We start from the raw sequence: 20,756 nt of genomic DNA, 5'->3' as shown, positions 1-20,756 counted from the left end.
GGTTTTCGGCCGGTTTATACCGAAAGCCGGTATTTTCTGTCGAAACTATACAAAGCCACAGCTTTAATTTCTGCTTATCCGCCCGCTATTGGTCTTGAATTTTTCATGATTTTAGTATATAATGGGTATAAACCATTTGTTTTTTAAGTAAAACGCATTTAATTTTGTGCATATAACACAAATCTGGCGTGTTTTTCACGCATAACACATGGAGGACAAAGAATGAATTACAAGATGACCCCCGCGCAGGTCAAGAGCGCAATCCGTGAGAAGCTCTCGCACATTTACGGCGTTTCCGCAGAGAACGCTTCCGACGATGAATTCTACAAAGCATCCGCACTTGTGGTGCGCGACCTGCTCGTTCGCGGCCGCAATGAGTTCGTACACGAAGCTGAAAAGCAGGAGACAAAGCAGATCTACTACCTGTGCATGGAGTTCCTGCTGGGCCGCTCCCTGAAGAACAACCTGTTTAACCTCGGTCTTGAGGACAGCTTCCGCAAAGCGCTTTCCGAAATGGGCGTAAAGCTCGATAACCTTTACGAGCAGGAGCCGGACGCCGGCCTTGGCAACGGCGGTCTCGGCCGTCTTGCCGCCTGCTTCCTTGACGGCCTTGCAACACAGGGCTACCCGGCCATGGGCTATTCCCTGCGCTATGAATACGGTATTTTCCGTCAGAAGCTCGTTGAGGGTTGGCAGACGGAGCTGCCGGACTTCTGGCTGCCGGGCGGCGAGGTCTGGATGCAGAAGGTCGACGAAAGCGCCATTGAGGTGCACTTCGACGGCTACATTGAAGAGCAGTGGCACGACCACTACCATTCCGTACGCCATAAGGACTATAACCCCGTTATGGCGATTCCGTACGATTTGTATGTTTCCGGCATGGACGGCAAGGGCATTTCTGTGCTGCGCATCTGGCGTGCGGAAGCCAACGAATTTGATATGAAGCTCTTCAACAGCGGCAACTATATGCGTGCTATGGAGCAGAAGGCTATGGCAGAGACCATTACAAAGGTTCTCTACCCGGAAGACAACCACTACGAGGGCAAGAGCCTGCGCCTTGCACAGCAGTACTTCCTCGTTTCCGCCTCCGTACAGGACATCGTACGCCGCCACCTGTACACGCATAGCTCTCTTGATGATCTGCCGAAGCTTGCGGCGATTCACCTCAATGACACGCACCCCGTGCTCGCCATTCCGGAGCTCATGCGCATCATGCTCGACGAATGCGGCTACGAGTGGGACGCAGCCTGGGACATTGTGACCCGCACCATCGCGTACACGAACCACACCGTTATGAGCGAGGCACTTGAGTGCTGGAGCGCAGACCTGTTCAAATCCCGTCTGCCGCGTATTTACCAGATTGTGGAAGAGATCAACCGCCGCTTCTGGATGGAGATGCGTGCAAAGGGCGTGGACGAAGGCAAGATCTGGCGCATGGCCCCGCTGAATGACGGCTATGTACGCATGGCAAACCTTGCTGTATACGCAACACACAGCACGAACGGCGTTTCCGCGCTGCACAGCGAAATTTTGAAGGACAGCGTGTTCCACGACTTCTACACCGAGTGGCCGAATAAATTTAAGAACGTCACAAACGGCATTGCACATCGCCGCTGGCTGAACCAGTCGAACCCGGAGCTTGCTTCCCTTATCACCGAGTTGACGGGCGACGGCTTCATCCACGATGCTGCTCAGCTTGAGAAGCTGATGAAATATAAGGACGATACCTCCGTGCAGAAGAAGCTTGCCGAGATCAAGCTGCACAACAAGCAGCGCCTTGCCGAGCACGTTAAGCGCACGCAGGGCCAGATCGTTGACCCGAACAGCATTTTCGACGTGCAGGTCAAGCGTCTGCACGAGTACAAGCGCCAGCACATGAATGCGCTGCATATTCTTTCCGTATACCAGTGGCTGCTCGAAAACCCGAACGCGGATTATACCCCGCACACGTTCTTCTTCGGCGCAAAGGCAGCCCCGGGCTATTATTTCGCAAAGGAAATTCTCCAGTTCATCGTCTGCCTTGCCGATACCATCAACAACGACCCGCGCGTCAACCAGAAGCTGCGCGTCATCTTCGTTGAAAACTACTGCGTATCCTGGGCAGAGCTGCTCACCCCGGCGGCGGAGATCAGCGAACAGATCTCCCTTGCGGGTACAGAGGCTTCCGGTACCTCCAACATGAAGTTTATGATCAACGGCGCCATCACCCTCGGCACGCTGGACGGCGCGAACGTGGAAATTCACGACGCAGTGGGCGACGATAACATCATCCTCTTCGGCATGACGACGCCCGAGGTCAACAGCCTGCGCGCTTCCGGCTACAACCCGAGAAACCAGTATGAGCACAACGACATCATCCGCAAGGCAATCGATGCACTCGGTCAGGGCTTTAACGGCAAGACGTTCCAGAACCTGCACCAGGCACTCCTCAACGTCGACCAGTACATGGCGCTTGCAGACTTTGCTTCTTACAGCCATGCACAGCAGAAAGCCGAACAGCTTTATAAGGATCAGACCAAGTGGAACTCTATGTCCCTTGTCAACACCGCAAAGGCAGGCATTTTCGCTGCCGACCGCGCCATCCGCGATTATGCGAACACCATTTGGCTTGCAAAACCGGTCGAGACGAAAGCCGAGACGAAAAAGAAGTAATATCACGTAAGTCTATGTAAAAAGCAGGGCGCTGCGGTCGTAGTGCCCTGCTTCTTCATGCAGGAGAGTTTACCGATGACGCTATTTAATTCCAGAAATTCCATACACCGCAGCCCGCTGGGTGCTGTGGCAGACGGCACGCGTGTGCACTTTAAAATCACGCTGCCGCGCGACATGCAGTGCTCTGCCTCCTACCTTTTGGTGCAGCACCCGGATAACCGCATTGAGTGCCTTGATATGTTCTGGTGCGGCATGAACGGCAATGACTACGAGTGGTGGGAGTGCCACTTTACGCCGCAGAAAACGGGGCTTTACTTCTATCATTTTGAGTTGCGCACATCGCGTGGGCGCTCTGTCCTTAAAAAGGACCTCGGCGGCGAGGCGCGCGCCGGTGCACGTGAAGACTGGCAGCTGACCGTGTACGACGGTGCATATAAAACGCCGGACTGGCTTGCGGGCGGCATTTTGTATCAAATCTTCCCGGACCGTTTTGCGTCCTCCGGCAAAGCGAAAGAAAACGTTCCGGCAGACCGCACGCTGCATGAAAACTGGCTTGACCAGCCGGACTGGAAGCCAAACGCACAGGGCATTGTGACAAACTCGGATTTTTTCGGCGGTGACTTAAAGGGCATCGAGGAAAAACTCGATTATTTAGCGTCTCTCGGCGTGACCTGCATTTATCTGAACCCCATTTTTGAATCGCACTCCAACCACCGTTACGACACGGCGAACTATGAGAAAATTGACCCGCTGCTCGGCGATGAGGAAGACTTCCGCTCGCTGTGCGCGGCGGCAAAAGAGCGCAACATTCACGTTTTGCTCGACGGCGTTTTCAGCCACACGGGCAGCGACAGCATTTATTTTAACCGCGAGGGCCGCTACGGCGACGGCGGCGCGTACCGCTCGCAGTCTTCCCCGTATTACCCGTGGTACAGCTTTCGGAGCTGGCCGAACGACTACGAATGTTGGTGGAATTTCATCACGCTGCCGAATGTGCGCGAGGAAAATCCCGCGTATGACAACTATATCAACGGCGAAGACGGTATCATCCGGCATTGGCTTGAGGCTGGTGCTTCCGGCTGGCGCTTGGACGTTGCCGACGAGCTGCCGGACGGCTTTATTGACCGCCTGAACCGCGCCGCGAAAGCGCAGGATGAAAACGCCATGGTGCTCGGCGAAGTGTGGGAAGACGCCTCCAACAAGACAGCTTACGGTGTGCGCCGCCGGTATCTGCTGGGCGGGCAGCTGGACAGCGTGATGAACTACCCGTTTCGCGATGCAATCCTCGGGTTTCTGCTCGGTGAGCACGCGTCGCTCATTATGGATCGCATTGAGACCATCGTGGAAAACTACCCGCCGCAGGTCTTACGCATTTTGATGAACCACATCGGCACGCACGATACGGAGCGTGCTTTGACGGTGCTCGGCGGCGAACCGGCGGGCAGCCGCGGCCGCGAGTGGCAAAGCGCGCACACGCTCTCCCCGGAGCAGCGCGAAACCGGCCTTGAGCGCATGCGCCTTGCCGCGTTTTTGCAGTTTATGCTGCCGGGCGTGCCGTGCATCTACTACGGCGACGAAGCCGGCATGGAGGGCTACCGCGATCCGTTCAACCGCGCATGCTACCCGTGGGGACACGAAGACGAGGACCTTATCGCGTGGTACCGCTACCTCGGCCTGCTGCGGCAGGAGCACGGCGACATTTTAAAGGGCGGCGGCCTGCGCAGTGTTTATGCACACGACAATGTGCTTTCGTTTGAGCGCTATGTGGAAACGGACGGCGGCGAGGACGCGCTGTTCGTTGCAGTGAACCGCAGCATGGAAAACGCGGTCATTCCGGGGCTGCATCTTGACAATGCAGAGTTTATTTTCGGCGCGCCATACCCGAACCCCGCAGGCGGCGATTTCAAGCTGCCGCCGTTCGGCTTCACTTTGCTGCGCATCCACCGCGAAAAAACGGAGAACGGTGAAAGTTAAATTTTCCCTTTCTGCAAAATTTTTGCAAAATTGAATTTACACACCGTTACCGGCGGGCTTCTTTCCTTGAAGCCCGCTTTTTTCTATGCTACAATAGGGTTAACATAATCGTCGGATGGGTGCCGGCGAAAAGGGGAAAAGAGGAAGACTGTATGATCCGCATTCTGATTGTGGAAGACGATGAAAATATCTCGAAAATGCTGGCCGCCACGCTCTCGATCGGCGACTACGAATATGACCGCTGCGCAGACGGCGAAGAGGCCGTACAGACCATTATAAACGGCACGTATGACCTCATTTTGCTCGACGTGATGCTGCCCGGCATGGACGGCTTTGCCGTTTTGGAGCACATCCGCGGGGAAAGCTGCGAAACGCCGGTGATTTTCCTGACGGCGCTCGGCGCGGTGGCGGACAAGGTAAAGGGTCTGCGCGGCGGCGCAGAGGATTACATTGTAAAGCCGTTTGAGCCCGTGGAGCTTTTGGCGCGCATTGAAGTGGTGCTGCGCCGCGCGGGCAAAAGCGAAATGCACCTGCGCTACGGCGATATTCAGGTGGACATTGAAAAGCACACGGCGCTGAAAAACGGCGTGCCCGTGGCGCTGACACCGAAGGAGTTTGACGTACTCGTCTTTTTCATGCGCAACCCGGACGTTGCCATCACGCGCGAGCAGCTGCTCTCGAACATTTGGGGCTTTGATTTCACCGGTGAATCGCGCAGCGTGGACATTCACGTGCAGCAGGTACGCCGCAAAATGGGATTGCAGGGCAAGCTCATCACCATTCCGAAGCTCGGCTACCGCTTAGAGCGCCGATAAGCTTAAAGGGAGTCTTTTATGAAGCTATGGCAAAAAATATCGCTCATTGCGCTCGTGTTCGTCACACTCGCCGTGCAGCTCACGCAGTTTTACATACTGGATAGTCATTTTCGCAGTGCCATAGCCCGCGAGGTCAACTCCGCCGCTTCCGCACATTCGGCATTGGCGGCTTCGCTTTCCAACCACGCGGCGTATGAGCGTTTAAAGGCGAACACGCTGTTTTTGAGCACCGATCAGCTGACAGACATGCTGAAGGATACCATTACGACAGACATTTCCACTGCAGACGTGATAGAAGTGAAAAAGGGCGGCAAGACCATCACGGCAGTCGGCACCGAGGTCTTGGACGGCGCTTCGTATGATTTAGCTTCCGTCAAGCCGAACGATGCCATTACGGACGGCAAAACGGTGATCTTCGACGCCGGCGAAAAGACGTACCTCATGGTGGTCTCCGTCATCAAGCTGGAAGCCATGTCGTATGAGCTGCGCACGGTGTATGACGTTACGAATGTGTATGACGAGCACGACGCCAGCCTGAACAACGCGCGCTTGTGGGGGCTTTGCTGCGGCGGCGGTATTTCTGTGCTGCTGCTCATTTCCGTACTGGGATTTCTGCGCCCGTTAAAGCGCGCCGTGAAGACCATCGGCGCGGCGGCCGCGGGCGACTACACCGTGCGTATGCCCGAAAAGGGCAGCTCGGAGCTGAAAACGCTTGCACACAGCATCAACGAGATGACCGCTTCCATCAACGAGCGCGAGGAAAAGCTGCGCGGTATTGCAGAAAGCCGCAAGCGCTTTGCGGACGCCATGGCGCACGAGATGAAAACGCCGCTGACGAGCATTTTGGGGTTTGCGGATATTCTGCGCATTAAAAGCGTTGTCACGGACGAGCAGCGGCGCGACTTTGCCTCTGCCATTGTGGAGGAAGCCAAGCGCTTGCGCGGGCTTTCCGCAAAGCTTTTGACGCTGGCTTCTACCGATAACACCCCGCTCGATTTTGCGGATATTCCCGCGGCACAGCTTTTCTCTGATGTGCACGCCACCATGGCGCCGGTGCTCGGGCGGCGCGGCATCAAGCTGACAACGCTGCACAAAAACGCCGTGCTGCACATTGACCGCGAGCTGTTTTTATCGCTGCTTTACAACCTCATCGATAACGCCGCGAAGGCTTCCCCGGACAACTCCGAAATCTGGCTCATTCAGTCCGAGCTGGACGGCCACACGGTGGTCTCCGTCATCGACCGCGGCATGGGCATGAAGCCCGATACCGTGCGCCGCGCAACGGAAGCGTTCTACATGGAAGACAAAGCGCGCAGCCGCAAGGCAGGCGGCGCGGGCCTCGGCCTTGCGCTGTGCGACGACATCTGCCGCCGCCACGGGGCGCGGCTTGAAATTCGCTCCACCTACCAGAAGGGCACCACGATTATCATTCACATGAATGTAGCGCCCATTCCGAAAAATCAGGGTGACGAGCCGGAGGCGCTTTTGCAGAAGCGCCCGCCGCGCGAGAAAACACGCGATAAGGCCCGCGACAAAGCGCGTGAGAAAGAACGCCAAACGCGCAAAAAGCAGCGCGAGACCCGCTACAAAGGAGGCAGAACGATATGAAACGCAACATTTTTCTTTCAGCTTTTCTGCCCATTTTTCTTTGCGCCGCCATTTTGACGCTCGGCTATTTCTCCCCCACGCTATTTAGCCGCGTGATGCCAAACTTTAAAAACAAGGAAAGCGCCGCGCAGATTACCGGCGCGGAAAGCCCGCTGTATTTGGAAGACCCCTCCAGTCTTGTCCTGCCGCCGTGGAATGAGATCGACACTTCAAAATCCTCCATATATGCAAACAATGACAACGCCACGCCGAACACGATGCGGAATTTCATTTTGCAGGAGCTCAGTGTCTACGGTGAAAGGAATATGGACGACTGGCTGTATCAGCTCAGCAATGAGCTTTCCGACCAGAAGACGTACATTGAAGTTTCAGATGCGTATGTGCGCAGCATCATTCAGCCGTTTTTAAAGGGCTGCAATATTTCGCCGAATTTGAAATTCTCCGGGCTGATGTACACATACGACCCGTTCGACAACTTGGCTTCGATTCCGAAATACGTGTATGCACAAGATGTGACCGTCACCACGGTGCAGGGGCGCGATTTTAAAGTGGACTTCGCATTCACGCCGCAATCCGGCATACCGCTTTATGTCCACGCGACGGAGATTGACAAAGAGACCGCCTCTCTGCCGGACAACGAAGCCTTTATGGACATTGCAGGCGCCTCACTGACCATGTACTTTTATTGCTCCGATATGCGTTATAGCGAGACCGAGTTTGACAAGATTTTTCAAGATTTCTACGGCAGCCGTGATGTCTCCGGCAACAGCAGCGCCTATTATGATGTTTATGAAGCGATTTCACGCCTGCCGGACGAGCTTTTCTCCTCCTTCATCAGCGAAAACGACTCCCTGCGCAACGCGGAATGGACCTCTAAGCTGTTCACCCGTCTTTCCAACACGACGCTCGACATCTGGTACGGCTTTTGTTATGACTTAGATTCTCATTACGGCATCGATTACAACAATGAATCGCTTTTGGTGGTCCGCAACAGCGGGGGCTGCACATTTACCCTGACATACGACGCCATTTCCAAAAGCGTGACCGGTTTCGGCTTCGACCCGGATTACAGTGATGCTTTTGACAACAGCCGATTCTTATTGAACCAAACCTACTGGATAAACCGGGATTCGGAAGCAGAGTACTCCTCGCCGTGACCTTATCACATCTAAACCTTGTCCCCCGAAATTTTGCAACTTTTTTGCAGTTTGCGGGGGACTTTTTTGCTTCTTTTTCGGTATAGTTAAAGCAGAAAGAGGAGAGGGGCGAATGCATGACCGATATAAAACAAACTGCATGTGCTTTTGCACGCCCCGCGCTGAACGCAAACACCTTAAAGCTCATTGCGGTCCTCGCCATGGTGCTGGACCACGCCGCCACCGTCTTTTTGGCAGATACCGCGCCCGCCGCGCTGTTTTTCCACGCCGTGGGGCAGATTGCCGCGCCCATCATGTGCTTTTTCGTTGCGGAGGGCTACACGTACACGTCGAATCTGAAAAAGTACCTGCTGCGGCTGTTTATTGCGGCGGTCATCTCCCATGTGCCGTATGCGCTGTGCTTTAAATTCACGGTTTGGGAGTTCTGGTACGTGACGGGCGTTTTGTGGGGGCTCTTTTTGGGGCTTCTCGCCGTCACGCTGTGGAAACGGCTGCGCGCGCCCGTTTGGGTGCGGCTGCTTTTGCTCGGGCTGTGCTGCCTGCTCGCCTACCCCGCAAACTGGAATTACATCGCCGTGCTGTGGATCTTCGGCTTTGCCGTCTTTCGGGAAAGCCCCAAAAAGCAATGGATGTTTTTTGGGCTTGTCACGCTTTTGTATGTTTTGCAGTATTTTGTCTACGGCTCTACGCTGCCCGTGTGGCTGAGGCCGTTCGTACTGCTGTGTGTACCGCTTCTTTTATGCTACAATCACACGCTTGGTCGCCGAAGCAAAGTTTTGCAGTGGGGCTACTACCTGTTTTACCCCGCTCATTTGCTTGTGCTCACTCTGCTAAGAGAAATTTTCACCCGTTTATAAAGGAGTTTTAAAAAGGGGGATCTTTATGCAAACGCGCAAAAATGCAAATTTGGCACCCGAAAGCTTCCGACACAGTGCTGTGCCGCGCCGCCTAAAGCACCGTGCACGGCGTCGCAGACGCATTTTGTGCCTTTTGCCGGTGATACTCGTGTTCGGCGTGCTCGCCGCGGCGCTGCTGCACTTTACGCCCGCGCTTGCTTACGCCGATATTTTCCCCGCGCAGGCAACCACCCGCCGCATTAAAGACGTGCCGTACATTTCGCAACTGCCTACGCTTCCCACGGGCTGCGAAAGCGCCGGTGCCGCCATGCTGTTAAACTACTACGGCTGCACCGTCACAGCGGAGGAATTTGCTTCCTATTACCTGCCGACGGGCGACGCGCCGCACACGGACGAAAACGGAGAACTTATCGGCTGCGACCCATGGGAGGCATTCCCCGGCGACCCGTTTTCGGAAACCGGCTGGGGATGCTACTCCACCGTCATTGAGCGCGCCATGAACGAGTTTCTCACAAACACCGGCTACCACGCCGAGCGTCTGAGCGGCGTGCCGCTTTATCGCCTAAAAAGCTATATTGACAACAACACCCCGGTGATGATCTGGGCGACTATCTGCATGGAGCCACCGATTGAAAGCGACATTTGGACGGTGCCGGAGACCGGCCGGGAGATTACGTGGGTCTACCCCATGCACGCACTCGTCCTTACGGGCTATGACGAAAACGGCTACTACTTCAATGACCCTCTCGCCGGTCAGGACATCTATTACGGCAAAGACAGCGTGGAGGTCGCCTACACCGCCCTTTTCGAGCAGGCCATCATCCTGACAAACTGAATACATCGGACTTACTTCCTCCGCATGCAAAAATCCCCGCACAGGCTTTTAATGAACAGCGCTGTGCGGGGATTTGCGGTTTATAAGGTTAGATTGACTCCACGTCGATCTCGCCGTCCTTTTCGGTGACGAGAATACCGGTGACGTTGCCTTCGCCTTTCTCGACAATGAGGGACGCGATTTTGTCTTCCACGGTGCGGCGGATGGTGTTGCGGATGTCGCGGGCGCCGCTCTTGCCGCCTACGGCACGGTGCGCGATGCTCGCGACGGCTTCGTCTGTCCAGCGCAGCGTGATGCCACGCTCGTTAAGCGTGCCGACGTACTCGTTCAGCATGAGCACCGCGATCTTCTTGTAGTCCTCCTCATTCAGCGGGCGGAAGACGACGATCTCATCGATGCGGCTCAGGAACTCGGGACGCAGGAAATCAGACAGCGCGCGCATGGCCTTTTCGCGGCTGATGTCCGCACTGGTGCGGTTGAAGCCGACGAGCGCTTCGCGGCTGTTGCTGCCCGCGTTGGAGGTCATGACGATGACGGTGTTCTCAAAGTTGACCGTGCGACCGTGCGCATCCGTAATGCGGCCTTCGTCGAGAATTTGCAGCAGGATGTTCATAACATCCGGGTGTGCTTTTTCGATCTCATCGAAGAGCAGAACGGAATACGGGCGGCGGCGCACCTTTTCGGTGAGCTGACCGGCTTCATCGTAGCCGACATAGCCCGGGGGCGAACCGATGATCTTCGAGACCGAGTGCTTTTCCATGAACTCGGACATATCGAGGCGGATGAGCGTCTCCGGGGAATCGAACAGCTCTTTCGAAAGCACGCGCACAAGCTCGGTCTTGCCGGTGCCGGTGGGGCCGACGAAGATGAACGAGGCCGGGCGGCGGCGCGGGTTGATCTGCACGCGGCTGCGGCGAATGGCGGCGGAAACAGCCTTGACGGCCTCCTCCTGCCCCACGATGTGCTCGCTCAGCTTTTCTTCCAGGTGGGCAAGCTTGCCGAGCTCGCTCTGCTCAATCTTTGCAGCGGGAATGCCCGTCCAAAGCTCGATGACATACGCGAGATCCGCTTCCGTTACCGGCGCGGTAACTTCGTTCGGGTCAAACGCGGCAAGCTCTTTTTCGAGCGCCGCGACTTTATATTTCGCTTCGGCAAGCGCTTCGTAATCGACATTCTCTGCGCCCTCGATCTCGGCTTCCGCCTTGCGCTGCTTTTCGAGCTTCAAATTTGCTTCTTCATAATCCGCAAGCTTTTTGTTGCGCAGCGCGGCGCAGGCGCATGCTTCGTCCAACAAATCGATGGCCTTATCCGGCAGGTAACGGTCGCTGATATATCGCTCGGAAAGCACGACGATGCGCTTCGCGATTTGGTCGGAAACGCGCACGTTATGGTATTTTTCGTAGTAATTCTTGATGCCGCGGATGATATCCGTTGCGTCGTCGATGGACGGCTCTGTCACGGTGACGGGCTGGAAGCGGCGCTCCAGTGCGGCGTCTTTTTCGATGTACTTGCGGTACTCGGAGAACGTCGTTGCGCCGATGACCTGAATTTCGCCGCGGGACAGCGCGGGCTTTAGAATGTTCGCCGCGTTCATGCTGCCCTCTGCATCGCCTGTGCCGACGAGGTTATGCACCTCATCGATGAAGAGGATGATGTTGCCGTCCTGCTTCACTTCGTCCACAAGCCCCTTGATGCGGCTTTCAAACTGGCCGCGGAACTGCGTACCGGCGACGAGCGCCGTGAGATCCAGAAGCTGCACTTCTTTTTTGCGCAGCTTCGCGGGCACTTCGCCTGCCGCAATGCGCAGGGCAAGCCCCTCTGCAACGGCCGTTTTACCGACGCCCGGCTCACCGATGAGACACGGATTATTCTTTGTGCGGCGGGACAAAATCTGCACCACACGCTCAATCTCGCGCTCGCGGCCGATGATGGCATCCAGCTCGCCGTTTCTCGCCTTCATGGTGAGGTCGGTGCAGTACGCCGCAATGTGCTTACGCTTCGATTTGTGGAAGTTCTCCTTCTTTTTCTTGTCATTCGGCTGGCTTTCGCGGGTTTCCGGCTCTGTGCCGTCACCGTTTGCGTTCATACCGAATTGACCCAGCAGTTCGGACGGGAACGGCACCGCGCCGCCCGGCTCAAAGCTGCCGTCGTCGGACATCGACATCAAATCGTTCATGCTTTCGGTCATCGCCTCCAGTTGCTCCTCCGTGATGCCCATTTTCTCCATAATATCATTCACCGGCTTAATGCCGAGCTCTTTTGCGCAGACAAGACAGTAGCCCTGCGTGGCGTTCATATCCGTTGAAGGGGAAACGAACACAACCGCAGGCCGCTTCTTGCAGCGTGTACACATCATCATAGACATTTTCCTTTCCGGCGCAGACCGTTAGTTTTTCGGTGTGCGCTCTTTCTTTGCCCGCATTTCTTCGGGCAGGTTCAAATCGTATTTGCCGTCGGTCGATCTCAAAATTTCGCGGAACACGCCGAAATATCGAATGAACGTGTACACCATGAAGCCCGCCGTGATGACGAGCGCCGTGGTGGATGCGATATTAAACGTGCTCTCGGAAACCTTCATAAAGCCGTCCATGACGACGATGAGTCCGATGGCGATATAAAACAGTGTTGTGGAGACCTTGCCGTACCACTTTGCCGCGCACGGCTTTTTGCCGTTTTTCAGCAGATAGCATGCGCCGCACAACATGACGAGCTCCTTTAAGACGAGCAGCGCCAAAAGCGGCCAAATGGACGGGTAGTGCACGGCGATACAGATGGCCACCGTGCCCTGCGTCAGCTTATCGGCTAACGGATCCAGCATTTTGCCTAATTCCGTGATCTGGTTGAAGCGCCGCGCGATCATGCCGTCCAGCGCATCGGAAAGGCCGGAAAGCCCCAGTGCGACGATGGCCGCTGTGAGGTTGCCTTTCAGAAAAAAATACGCAAAAAACGGAATGACCAAAATGCGGAACACAGACATGGCGTTCGGCACCGTTAAATTCTGATTGATGGGTTTCTTTGTCTTTTGGCTTTTGGCATCAGACATAGTGTAGTTCCTTTCCCTTACGAATTTCCGAATCTCCTTTTAGCCGCTGCTCACTGCATTAAGTGGTAAGCGGGGTTAAAGCTGCCAAGCAGCTTCAAAAGCATGGAGGTATTCTCAAACGCCTGCACCTTTACCTGCTGCGCTGCGCTCAGCATGGGCACAAATACCTGCGTACACGCGAGGACGACCCACAAAATGAGCACGAGCATCAGCACATCGAATACTGCGCCGAGCGCACCGTTGATGCCGCTTAAGACCGGCAGCGAGAAAATGCCCGTTAAAAGCGTTGCAACGCCTCTCAGTACCACAATGAACAATACGAATAGCACCAGCATGACGAACACGCCGATGACGTTGATGAGCATGGGGCTGAGTGCATCCGTAATGGCCTCTGCGATGCTGTCCGTCTTATCCTGCACCTGCGCCATGATACTGCCCTGTGTGATGCCGGCAGCCTTGAGCGCGCGCTGGATAAGCTCCGGGAAAGCATCGAAAACGGTGTTCACGGCTTCGCCCGCGCCAAGCCCCATGACCGCCGCAGAGATCTTCTCCACAAGCGAGGGGCGAAAGAACGTTGTAAAGATCCACTCTGCAACAGGACTGCTCAAAAGCCCCGCCGCAATCATCGCGATGAGCGCGCCGCAGAAATCAAAGCATGCTCTGAAAAATCCCTTTTTTGCACCGATGACGGCCGCGATGATGACGAGCACCACAACGGCAATGTCAAATATCCATCCCAATAAAAACACTCTCCTTTTCCCGGCACGCCTGCCGCGCGCCTTGTGCGATACAGTGATTATACCACATTACTCTGTTTGCGACAATGTATTATCGGCCTCGATCACCTTAAGATTTTCTTTCCGAATCTCGCGCACGCCGAGCAGATATACGGTGCTTTCGTCCGCCATGGCGATGCTTTTCGTATCGGCCGGCACATTGCAGGCGGCTTCCTGCCGCCCGGTCGTGAGGTCCGTGGACACAACGGAGCTTGAAAGCAGCGCCGCCACCTTATTGCCCGCTGCGGAAAGCCACACGGCGCGGCCGGAAAGGTCGCTTTCCACGGGCTCTGCGCTGTCACGGAAAATGAGCAGCGTGCTGTCGCCGCCGTAAGCATAGTTGGAAACGGAGACCACCGCGCCCGAAGGGATGAGCGTGTAGGCCGTCACGGTGCGGCCGTCATACGCATACGGCGTAAAGTTATAGCTCGTATCGCTGACGAGCGTTTCCGTGTCGCCGATGGCCGTTACGCGGCCGCTGCGGTTCCACTGCACGGCAAAAATCAGGTTGCCGTCGCTTTCGTACTCCGCTATCGGTTCCGTTTCGGACATATCCAGCACCGTAATGCGCGAAATGAGCGTACCTGCGTGCGTGATGGTGCTTGCCACCGCGGCTCTTGTGCCGTCCGTATTCAGTGCCACCGCCGTAATATAGGAATCCGCAAAGCTGTATTTATACTGCAAGCTGCCGTTTTTGTTATATACGCGCAGCTCGGAAGCGTAGTCCGAGGGCTGCACCGCCAGCGCAAATTTGCCGGAATCGCAAATGACGCCGGTCGTGATACTGCTGTCGCTCGTGCCGGAAATCTCCGTGCCGGAGGACGTTTCCACACGGTAACCCGTGCCGCCGGCGTTATACAAAAGGTAGCGTCCGCTCGCTTCGGAGACCGCGGGGTCGTTGTAGCTGTGGCGCGCGGAGAACATCTCCTTTGCGGAGCCGTTCAGAACCGTCAGCGCCGTGTCGCTCACAACGTACAAATTGCCGTCCGCCGCGCCGAAATTACCCGCAAGCGCGGTGCTGCCGGTCAGCTCCGCCGGATAGCCGTCGCCAAAGCCGAAGCCGACTGCCTTTGTGCGGATCCAGTTGCCGATGTTTTCCGGCGTTAAATTATCTTTATTTTCCAAAATGATAAGCAGCACTACCGCGATGAGCAGCGCCGCAATGATGCGGTACAAAAGCTTCGATACGCGCGGCTTTTTCTTTTCCGAAAGCGCAGGGTGTTCCGTTTCATCCGGCATATCCTGCACAGGCGGTGCTTCTTTTTTGCGCAGCGCGTGCTTTTTTTCTGCTTCATGCTTTTTTCTTGTCATACGTTTCTCCCTTATTCCGCGTTATAAAAATCGGAATACAGACCATTTATCCAACCGAACCGCAGGCATTATATTTGCGGTTCGTAAAAGACCTTTTCTAAATACAGACCACACGCCGGGGCAGTCGGCCCCGCAAGCTTGCGGTTTTTCCCCTCGATGATCTTCGGGATATCCGCGGGGACAAAGCGCCCCTGCTGCACGGCGAGCAGAGTGCCCGTCATGATGCGCACCATGTTGTAAAGGAACCCGTCCGCCGCCACGGTAAAGCGCACCATGTCGCCCTCGCGCGTGACGGAGCTTTCCGTAACCGTACGGGTAAAGTCCCCCATGTCACGGTTATCGAGTGTACAGAACGAAGTGAAATCGTGCGCGCCCAAAAAATGCTGCGCGGCTTCGTTCAGCTTTTTTTCATCGATGTGGTGGTAGTAGTGCAGCGCGCGCCCATGCAGAAACGGGCTGCGAATGGGGTTGTTCCAGATTTCATACACATACCGTTTCCCACAGCAGGAGTACCGTGCGTGAAAATCAAGCGGCACTTCTTCGCAGGAAAGCACAGCAATGTCCGGCGGCAGAAAATGATTGAGTGCGCCCAAAAGGCGCTCCGGCGGGATATTGTGCGAAAGCTTCATGCTCAGGCAGAATTCCCGCGCATGCACGCCGGTATCCGTACGGCTGCACGCTTTGATGTCCGGCTGCGTATGCAAAACCTGCTTTAACGCCTCCTGAAACACCCCTTGCACACTGCGGGCGTTTTCCTGCACCTGCCAGCCGTGGTATGCGCTGCCGTCATATTGAATTTTCAGCAGCAGGTTTCGTTCCATAGTTTCTCCTCAATTTTATCGCACAATGGCGGCAGGCAGCAAAATGTTCGCTGTGATGAACGCCGCAAGGTACAAAACGCACACCGCGAGCGTAATATAATCGTCTTTTGAAAGGTGCAGCACCTTCATTTTCGTGCGCCCCTCGCCGCCGTGGTAGCAGCGGCTTTCCATGGCTGTTGCAAGGTCAAACGCACGGCGGAACGCGGAAACAAACAGCGGGATAAGCACCGGAATCAGCGCCTTGATGCGTTGCATCAGACCGCCACTTTCCATATCTGCACCGCGGGCCTTCTGCGCCGCCATGATCTTCTCGGTCTCTTCGAGGAGCGTCGGCACAAAGCGCAGCGCGATCGTCATCATCATTGCGAATTCATGCACCGGCACATGCAGCAGCGCAAGCGGCTTTAGCAGACGCTCAATGGCGTCCGTCAACTGCGTCGGGGACGTTGTAAACGTCAGAATAGAGCTGATGAGGATGAGCACCACGATGCGCACGGCGATCATGATGCTGTTCACGATGCCGTTTCGCGTAATGTGAATGAACCCGAGCGTGAAGATCGGGTCGCCGGTGCCGTAAAACAAATTCAATACGCCGGTGAACACCACGATGAACAAAATAGGCTTCATGCTTTTTAAATAGAGCTTCAGCGGTACTTTGGAAAGCACCACGCCAAGCAGGCTCATAAGAATCGTCGCGCCGAGCGTGACAAAATTCTTCGAGCAGAAAATGAGCACGATGAAATACACGGTCAGGCACATTTTAATGCGCGGATCGAGCCGGTGCATGACGGACTTACCGGGGAAAAACTGCCCCATGGTGACATCAGATAGCATGGTTTTTGTCCTCCTCTTTCCTTTTTTTGAGGAGCGGCAAAAGCTCCATGACGGCTTCGTCTACATTTAAAACCGTCTCGCTGACCGGCAGGCCCATTTTGCGCAGACGGCGCATGATGGACGTGATCTGCGGCAGGCGCAGACCCATCGGCTCCAAAAGCTCGCCGCGCGAGAACACGGCGCGGGTCTCGTCGTACATTTCGGCATGGGCGTTGTTCATCACAAGCACGCGGTCTGCCACGCGGCCGATGTCCTCCATACTGTGGGAGACGAGCAAAATGGTGTTGCCGCGCTGGCGGTGATATTCGGAGATCTGCGCTAAGATAACATCTCTGCCCTTCGGGTCAAGACCGGCGGCGGGCTCATCCAAAACGAGTACCTCCGGGTCCATGGCGATGACGCCCGCAATGGCTGCACGACGCTTTTCGCCGCCCGAAAGCTCAAACGGAGATTTCTCCAAAAGCTCAGGCTTTAAGTCTGTAAAGTGTGCCGCTTCTTTGGCGCGCTTCAGTGCTTCTTCATCGGAAAGCCCCATGTTTTTCGGGCCGAACATGATGTCTTTGATAACGGTCTCTTCAAACAGCTGGTATTCCGGGTACTGGAACACCATGCCCACCTGAAAGCGCACGCGGCGAATTTCCTTCGGCTTTGCCCAAATGTCCTCGCCGTTTAAAAGCACCTGCCCGCTTGTGGGGCGGATGAGGCCGTTGAGCATCTGGATCAGCGTGGATTTACCGCTGCCCGTATGCCCGATTACGCCGACGAACGCGCCCTTTTCTACGGAAAGGTTCACGTTTTCCACCGCCGTTTTTTCAAACGGTGTGCCGACGCCATAGGTATATGTGAGATTTTTGGTTTCCAAAATTGCCATCGATTTTCCTCGTTTCCTCTGCCGGGTGCAGGTCCTTTCGGTTCTTGCCCCGCACAAAAAACAAAATCCCTTTTATATTCTTATCCCAATTTTAAATACTCCGCAATCGCTTTTACGCACTCGTCTTCATCGAGCGGCGTGCCGGAAATGCTGCACCCGGCGGCGTTTAAGCGGTAAATAAGCTCCGTTGCCTGCGGAACGTCGAGCTTGTGGCGCTTCAAAAGCTCCACCTGCGCGAACACCGTGCGCGGGTCGCCGTCCGTCAGAATGTTACCGCCGTCCATCACCACCACGCGGTCGGCCTGCACGGCCTCGTCCATGTAGTGCGTGATGAGAATGACGGTGATACCCTTTTCGCGGTTCAGATACCGAATGGTATCCATAACCTCCTGTCGGCCGCGCGGGTCCAGCATGGCGGTCGGCTCATCAAGCACAATGCACATGGTCTCCATCGCGATAACACCCGCAATCGCGACGCGCTGCTTCTGACCGCCGGAGAGCTTATGCGGCGCATGGTCGCGGTACTCGTACATGTTGACCGCTTTCAGTGCCGCATCGACACGGCGGCGGATTTCTGCGGGCTCAATACCGAGGTTTTCCGGGCCGAATGCCACGTCTTCCTCAACAATACCCGCGACAAGCTGGTTATCCGGGTTCTGCTGCACAAGGCCCACGCGGCGGCGCACGTCAAGCTGCGTTTCCTCCACGGCGGTATCGATGCCGTCCACCGTCACGGTGCCGGAAGTCGGCACCAGCATACCGTTAAACAGCTTCGCCATGGTGGATTTACCGCAGCCGTTGTGGCCGAGCAGCGCCACAAACGAACCCTTTTCAATGTCGAGATCGACGCCGTGCAGGACCTCGCCGCTCTCTTCGCTGTATGAAAAATGCAGGTCTCTGCACTCAATAAACGCCATTTTATCCCTTCCGTTTCAAAAAAGTCCCGTTATACCGGCTCGCCCGACCAGATTGCCGTGCTGCCGCAGGGCAGAACAAGCCCCGTTTCCGTCACCGGCAAGCCGATTTCATCTGCGGAAACATAGCCGCCGAACTTCGGGCGCAGCAAAACGCCGAGCAGATACGCCATAACGGACGGAGAAAGTCCCGTTGTGTACGAATTCAAAATAAAGAACAGCGGATCGTCCGTCAAGACCGGCACGCACATTTCAACAAGACCGTAAAGCTGTTCCTCAAGCTTCCACACCTCGCCGCCGGGGCCGCGTCCGTAGGACGGCGGGTCCATGATGATGCCGTCGTAATGGTTGCCGCGGCGAATTTCGCGCTGCACGAATTTCACGCAGTCATCGACAAGCCAGCGCACCGGGCGCTCTGCCAAATTCGATGCCGCTGCGTTTTCGCGCGCCCACTGCACCATGCCCTTGGAGGCATCTACGTGCGTGACCGTCGCGCCCGCTTCCATACACGCGAGCGTCGCCGCGCCGGTGTAACCGAATAAGTTTAGAATTTTAATTTCGCGCTCGGGATTTTTCTCCTTTGCCGCGCGGATGCGCGCCGCGGTGTAATCCCAGTTCACGGCCTGCTCCGGGAAAACGCCCGTGTGCTTAAAGCCCATGGGCTTTAAGCGGAACGTGAGGTCGCCGCGCGTGATTTTCCACACGTCCGGCAGCTTTTTATAAACCTCCCATTTGCCGCCGCCCGTAGAGGAGCGCTTATAGCGCGCGTGAGCGGAACGCCAACGGGGATCTTTTTTCTCCGACTTCCAGATGATCTGCGGATCGGGGCGGATGAGGAGAATGTCTCCCCACCGCTCCAACCGCTCGCCGGAGCCGGTATCAATCAATTCATAGTCTTTCCAGTTTGCTGCTCTCATCAGACCAATTCTTCCTTAATCACTTCAGAAATATCGTTTGCAAGCTTTTCAATCAGCGCCAGATCTCTGCCTTCCACCATGACGCGCAGCAGCGGTTCTGTGCCGGACGGGCGCACAATGACGCGGCCTTCGCCGTTCAGCGTTGCGGTTGCCTGCTGAATAGCCTTCTTCACCTTCGGGTCGGTGTGAAACGCCAGCTTGCCCTCCGGCGAGACCTTGATATTCACCATCGTCTGCGGGTAGCGCTCCATGACGGTCTTGAGGGAAGAAAGCTTTGCTTCGCGCTGCTTTAATATGCTCAAAAGCTGCGCTGCCGTCAGCTGACCGTCGCCGGTCGTTGCGAAATCGCGGAAAATGACGTGGCCGCTCTGCTCGCCGCCAAAGCTGTAGTTTTCAAGCAGCATTTCTTCCAGCACGTAACGATCGCCGACCTTCGTCGCTTCAAAGTGGATGCCGTTTGCTTCGCAGCACTTTACAAAGCCGAGGTTCGTCATGATGGTGCCGACAATGCAGTCCTTATTCAGCTTACCGCGGCTCTTCATATCGAGGCCGCAGATTGCCATGATGAAGTCGCCGTCGATGACTTCGCCGTTTTCGTCCACGGCAAGGCAGCGGTCGGCATCGCCGTCAAACGCGATGCCCGCGTCGACCTTATGCGTCTTCACATATTCCACGAGCGATTCCATGTGGGTGGAACCGCAGTTATCGTTGATGTTCGTGCCGTTCGGCTCATCATGCAGCATGTGCACCTTGGCGCCGAGCTCCGTAAACAGTGTTTCCGCCGTCATCGCGGAGGAGCCGTTCGCGCAGTCGAGCGCGATTTCAAGGCCTGTCAGCGAGAAGTGCACCGTGGACTTCACGTGATCGATGTAATCGCGCAGCGCGTTCGGCGCATACGACACCGTGCCGAGGTCGCTGTCTGCGGGCAGCGGCGGCAGAGCCGCTTCGCCGAGGATCAGAGACTCAATGCGCTCCTCAAGGTCGTCCGGCAGCTTGTAGCCGTCGCCGCTGAAAATTTTAATGCCGTTATACTCGTAAGAGTTGTGTGATGCAGAGATCATCACACCGGCGTCTGCCTTGTATTTTTCCACAAGGTACGCCACGGCCGGGGTAGGCACAACGCCCAGCAGAACGACCGATGCGCCTACGCTGCACAGGCCGGCTGCCATGGCGTTTTCCAGCATGTCGCTCGAAAGGCGGGTATCCTTGCCGATGATGACGCGCGGGTGGCGGTTTGATTTGTTGATGAGCACGGCAGCGGCCGCACGGCCAAGCTTCATTGCAAGCTCGCAGGTGAGGTCATGGTTCGCGACACCACGAACACCGTCTGTACCGAATAATCTTCCCATAATCGTATGCTCCTTTTTATGT

17 protein-coding genes are annotated in these 20,756 nt (G+C 55.9%); 7 read left to right on the top strand and 10 right to left on the bottom strand.

The window, feature by feature from the left end:
- Positions 1-222 precede the first annotated feature (222 nt).
- The 7 genes from R2K26_RS11630 to R2K26_RS11600 all read left to right on the top strand — a co-directional run bounded on the left by R2K26_RS11630 (position 223) and on the right by R2K26_RS11600 (position 9,898).
- Positions 223-2,652: a glycogen/starch/alpha-glucan phosphorylase gene (locus R2K26_RS11630; protein WP_316521347.1), complete on the top strand. Its 2,430-nt coding sequence runs from the start codon at positions 223-225 to the stop codon at positions 2,650-2,652.
- A gap of 75 nt (positions 2,653-2,727) precedes the next feature.
- Entirely contained in the window at positions 2,728-4,626 is a 1,899-nt protein-coding gene (locus tag R2K26_RS11625) for a glycoside hydrolase family 13 protein (RefSeq protein WP_316521341.1), read from the top strand.
- A 152-nt stretch (positions 4,627-4,778) separates the two neighbouring features.
- Positions 4,779-5,441, top strand: a complete 663-nt coding sequence (locus R2K26_RS11620; RefSeq protein WP_316521338.1) for a response regulator transcription factor — start codon at positions 4,779-4,781, stop codon at positions 5,439-5,441.
- Positions 5,442-5,459: 18 nt separating this feature from the next.
- Entirely contained in the window at positions 5,460-7,049 is a 1,590-nt protein-coding gene (locus R2K26_RS11615; RefSeq protein ID WP_316521334.1) for a HAMP domain-containing sensor histidine kinase, read from the top strand.
- The gene (locus R2K26_RS11610) at positions 7,046-8,206 is read left to right on the top strand and encodes a hypothetical protein (RefSeq protein WP_316521332.1); all 1,161 of its coding nucleotides are present in this window, start codon (positions 7,046-7,048) and stop codon (positions 8,204-8,206) included. The genes R2K26_RS11615 and R2K26_RS11610 overlap by 4 nt, the downstream gene beginning before the upstream one ends.
- A gap of 116 nt (positions 8,207-8,322) precedes the next feature.
- Positions 8,323-9,063 carry a TraX family protein gene (locus R2K26_RS11605; protein ID WP_316521328.1) on the top strand — a complete coding sequence of 247 codons (741 nt, stop codon included), beginning with the start codon at positions 8,323-8,325 and terminating at the stop codon, positions 9,061-9,063.
- A 25-nt stretch (positions 9,064-9,088) separates the two neighbouring features.
- Positions 9,089-9,898, top strand: a complete 810-nt coding sequence (locus R2K26_RS11600; protein ID WP_316521325.1) for a C39 family peptidase — start codon at positions 9,089-9,091, stop codon at positions 9,896-9,898.
- A gap of 88 nt (positions 9,899-9,986) precedes the next feature.
- Here R2K26_RS11600 and R2K26_RS11595 read toward each other — a convergent pair whose 3' ends face one another.
- The 10 genes from R2K26_RS11595 to glmM form a co-directional block, all read right to left on the bottom strand.
- Positions 9,987-12,254 (bottom strand): ATP-dependent Clp protease ATP-binding subunit, encoded by a 2,268-nt coding sequence (locus tag R2K26_RS11595; protein ID WP_316521565.1) that lies wholly within the window; start codon positions 12,252-12,254, stop codon positions 9,987-9,989.
- 30 nt (positions 12,255-12,284) lie between these two features.
- The gene (locus R2K26_RS11590) at positions 12,285-12,941 is read right to left on the bottom strand and encodes a CDP-alcohol phosphatidyltransferase family protein (RefSeq protein ID WP_316521322.1); all 657 of its coding nucleotides are present in this window, start codon (positions 12,939-12,941) and stop codon (positions 12,285-12,287) included.
- A 50-nt stretch (positions 12,942-12,991) separates the two neighbouring features.
- On the bottom strand, positions 12,992-13,681 hold the full coding sequence (locus R2K26_RS11585) for a CvpA family protein (protein WP_316521320.1): 690 nt from the start codon (positions 13,679-13,681) through the stop codon (positions 12,992-12,994).
- A 66-nt stretch (positions 13,682-13,747) separates the two neighbouring features.
- The gene (locus tag R2K26_RS11580; protein ID WP_316521317.1) at positions 13,748-15,028 is read right to left on the bottom strand and encodes a DUF5711 family protein; all 1,281 of its coding nucleotides are present in this window, start codon (positions 15,026-15,028) and stop codon (positions 13,748-13,750) included.
- Between the two features lie 68 nt (positions 15,029-15,096).
- Entirely contained in the window at positions 15,097-15,849 is a 753-nt protein-coding gene (gene truA / locus R2K26_RS11575; protein ID WP_316521315.1) for a tRNA pseudouridine(38-40) synthase TruA, read from the bottom strand.
- A 15-nt stretch (positions 15,850-15,864) separates the two neighbouring features.
- On the bottom strand, positions 15,865-16,683 hold the full coding sequence (locus R2K26_RS11570) for an energy-coupling factor transporter transmembrane component T (RefSeq protein ID WP_316521313.1): 819 nt from the start codon (positions 16,681-16,683) through the stop codon (positions 15,865-15,867).
- Positions 16,673-17,554: an energy-coupling factor transporter ATPase gene (locus R2K26_RS11565; RefSeq protein WP_316521311.1), complete on the bottom strand. Its 882-nt coding sequence runs from the start codon at positions 17,552-17,554 to the stop codon at positions 16,673-16,675. The genes R2K26_RS11570 and R2K26_RS11565 overlap by 11 nt, the downstream gene beginning before the upstream one ends.
- Positions 17,555-17,634: 80 nt before the next feature.
- Positions 17,635-18,471: an energy-coupling factor transporter ATPase gene (locus tag R2K26_RS11560; RefSeq protein WP_176820605.1), complete on the bottom strand. Its 837-nt coding sequence runs from the start codon at positions 18,469-18,471 to the stop codon at positions 17,635-17,637.
- A gap of 29 nt (positions 18,472-18,500) precedes the next feature.
- The gene (locus R2K26_RS11555; RefSeq protein ID WP_176820606.1) at positions 18,501-19,385 is read right to left on the bottom strand and encodes a class I SAM-dependent methyltransferase; all 885 of its coding nucleotides are present in this window, start codon (positions 19,383-19,385) and stop codon (positions 18,501-18,503) included.
- Entirely contained in the window at positions 19,385-20,734 is a 1,350-nt protein-coding gene (gene glmM / locus R2K26_RS11550) for a phosphoglucosamine mutase (RefSeq protein WP_316521307.1), read from the bottom strand. Before glmM ends, R2K26_RS11555 begins: the two co-directional genes overlap by 1 nt.
- Positions 20,735-20,756: the final 22 nt, after the last annotated feature.

Origin of the sequence: Neglectibacter sp. CSJ-5 (genome assembly GCF_032490475.1) — a bacterium.
In the GTDB taxonomy this organism is placed as follows: domain Bacteria; phylum Bacillota; class Clostridia; order Oscillospirales; family Acutalibacteraceae; genus Hominenteromicrobium; species Hominenteromicrobium mulieris.
Note: the sequence above shows the minus strand (reverse complement) of the source record. Positions and strands in the feature narration are given on the sequence as shown.

Coding starts and splice junctions, on each gene's coding strand:
- R2K26_RS11595 (WP_316521565.1), bottom strand. CDS start 12,254: ATGATGTGTACACGCTGCAAGAAGCGGCCTGCGGTTGTGTTCGTTTCC.
- R2K26_RS11565 (WP_316521311.1), bottom strand. CDS start 17,554: ATGGCAATTTTGGAAACCAAAAATCTCACATATACCTATGGCGTCGGC.
- R2K26_RS11600 (WP_316521325.1), top strand. CDS start 9,089: ATGCAAACGCGCAAAAATGCAAATTTGGCACCCGAAAGCTTCCGACAC.
- R2K26_RS11555 (WP_176820606.1), bottom strand. CDS start 19,385: ATGAGAGCAGCAAACTGGAAAGACTATGAATTGATTGATACCGGCTCC.
- truA (WP_316521315.1), bottom strand. CDS start 15,849: ATGGAACGAAACCTGCTGCTGAAAATTCAATATGACGGCAGCGCATAC.
- glmM (WP_316521307.1), bottom strand. CDS start 20,734: ATGGGAAGATTATTCGGTACAGACGGTGTTCGTGGTGTCGCGAACCAT.
- R2K26_RS11580 (WP_316521317.1), bottom strand. CDS start 15,028: ATGACAAGAAAAAAGCATGAAGCAGAAAAAAAGCACGCGCTGCGCAAA.
- R2K26_RS11570 (WP_316521313.1), bottom strand. CDS start 16,683: ATGCTATCTGATGTCACCATGGGGCAGTTTTTCCCCGGTAAGTCCGTC.
- R2K26_RS11560 (WP_176820605.1), bottom strand. CDS start 18,471: ATGGCGTTTATTGAGTGCAGAGACCTGCATTTTTCATACAGCGAAGAG.
- R2K26_RS11610 (WP_316521332.1), top strand. CDS start 7,046: ATGAAACGCAACATTTTTCTTTCAGCTTTTCTGCCCATTTTTCTTTGC.
- R2K26_RS11615 (WP_316521334.1), top strand. CDS start 5,460: ATGAAGCTATGGCAAAAAATATCGCTCATTGCGCTCGTGTTCGTCACA.
- R2K26_RS11605 (WP_316521328.1), top strand. CDS start 8,323: ATGACCGATATAAAACAAACTGCATGTGCTTTTGCACGCCCCGCGCTG.
- R2K26_RS11620 (WP_316521338.1), top strand. CDS start 4,779: ATGATCCGCATTCTGATTGTGGAAGACGATGAAAATATCTCGAAAATG.
- R2K26_RS11590 (WP_316521322.1), bottom strand. CDS start 12,941: ATGTCTGATGCCAAAAGCCAAAAGACAAAGAAACCCATCAATCAGAAT.
- R2K26_RS11625 (WP_316521341.1), top strand. CDS start 2,728: ATGACGCTATTTAATTCCAGAAATTCCATACACCGCAGCCCGCTGGGT.
- R2K26_RS11630 (WP_316521347.1), top strand. CDS start 223: ATGAATTACAAGATGACCCCCGCGCAGGTCAAGAGCGCAATCCGTGAG.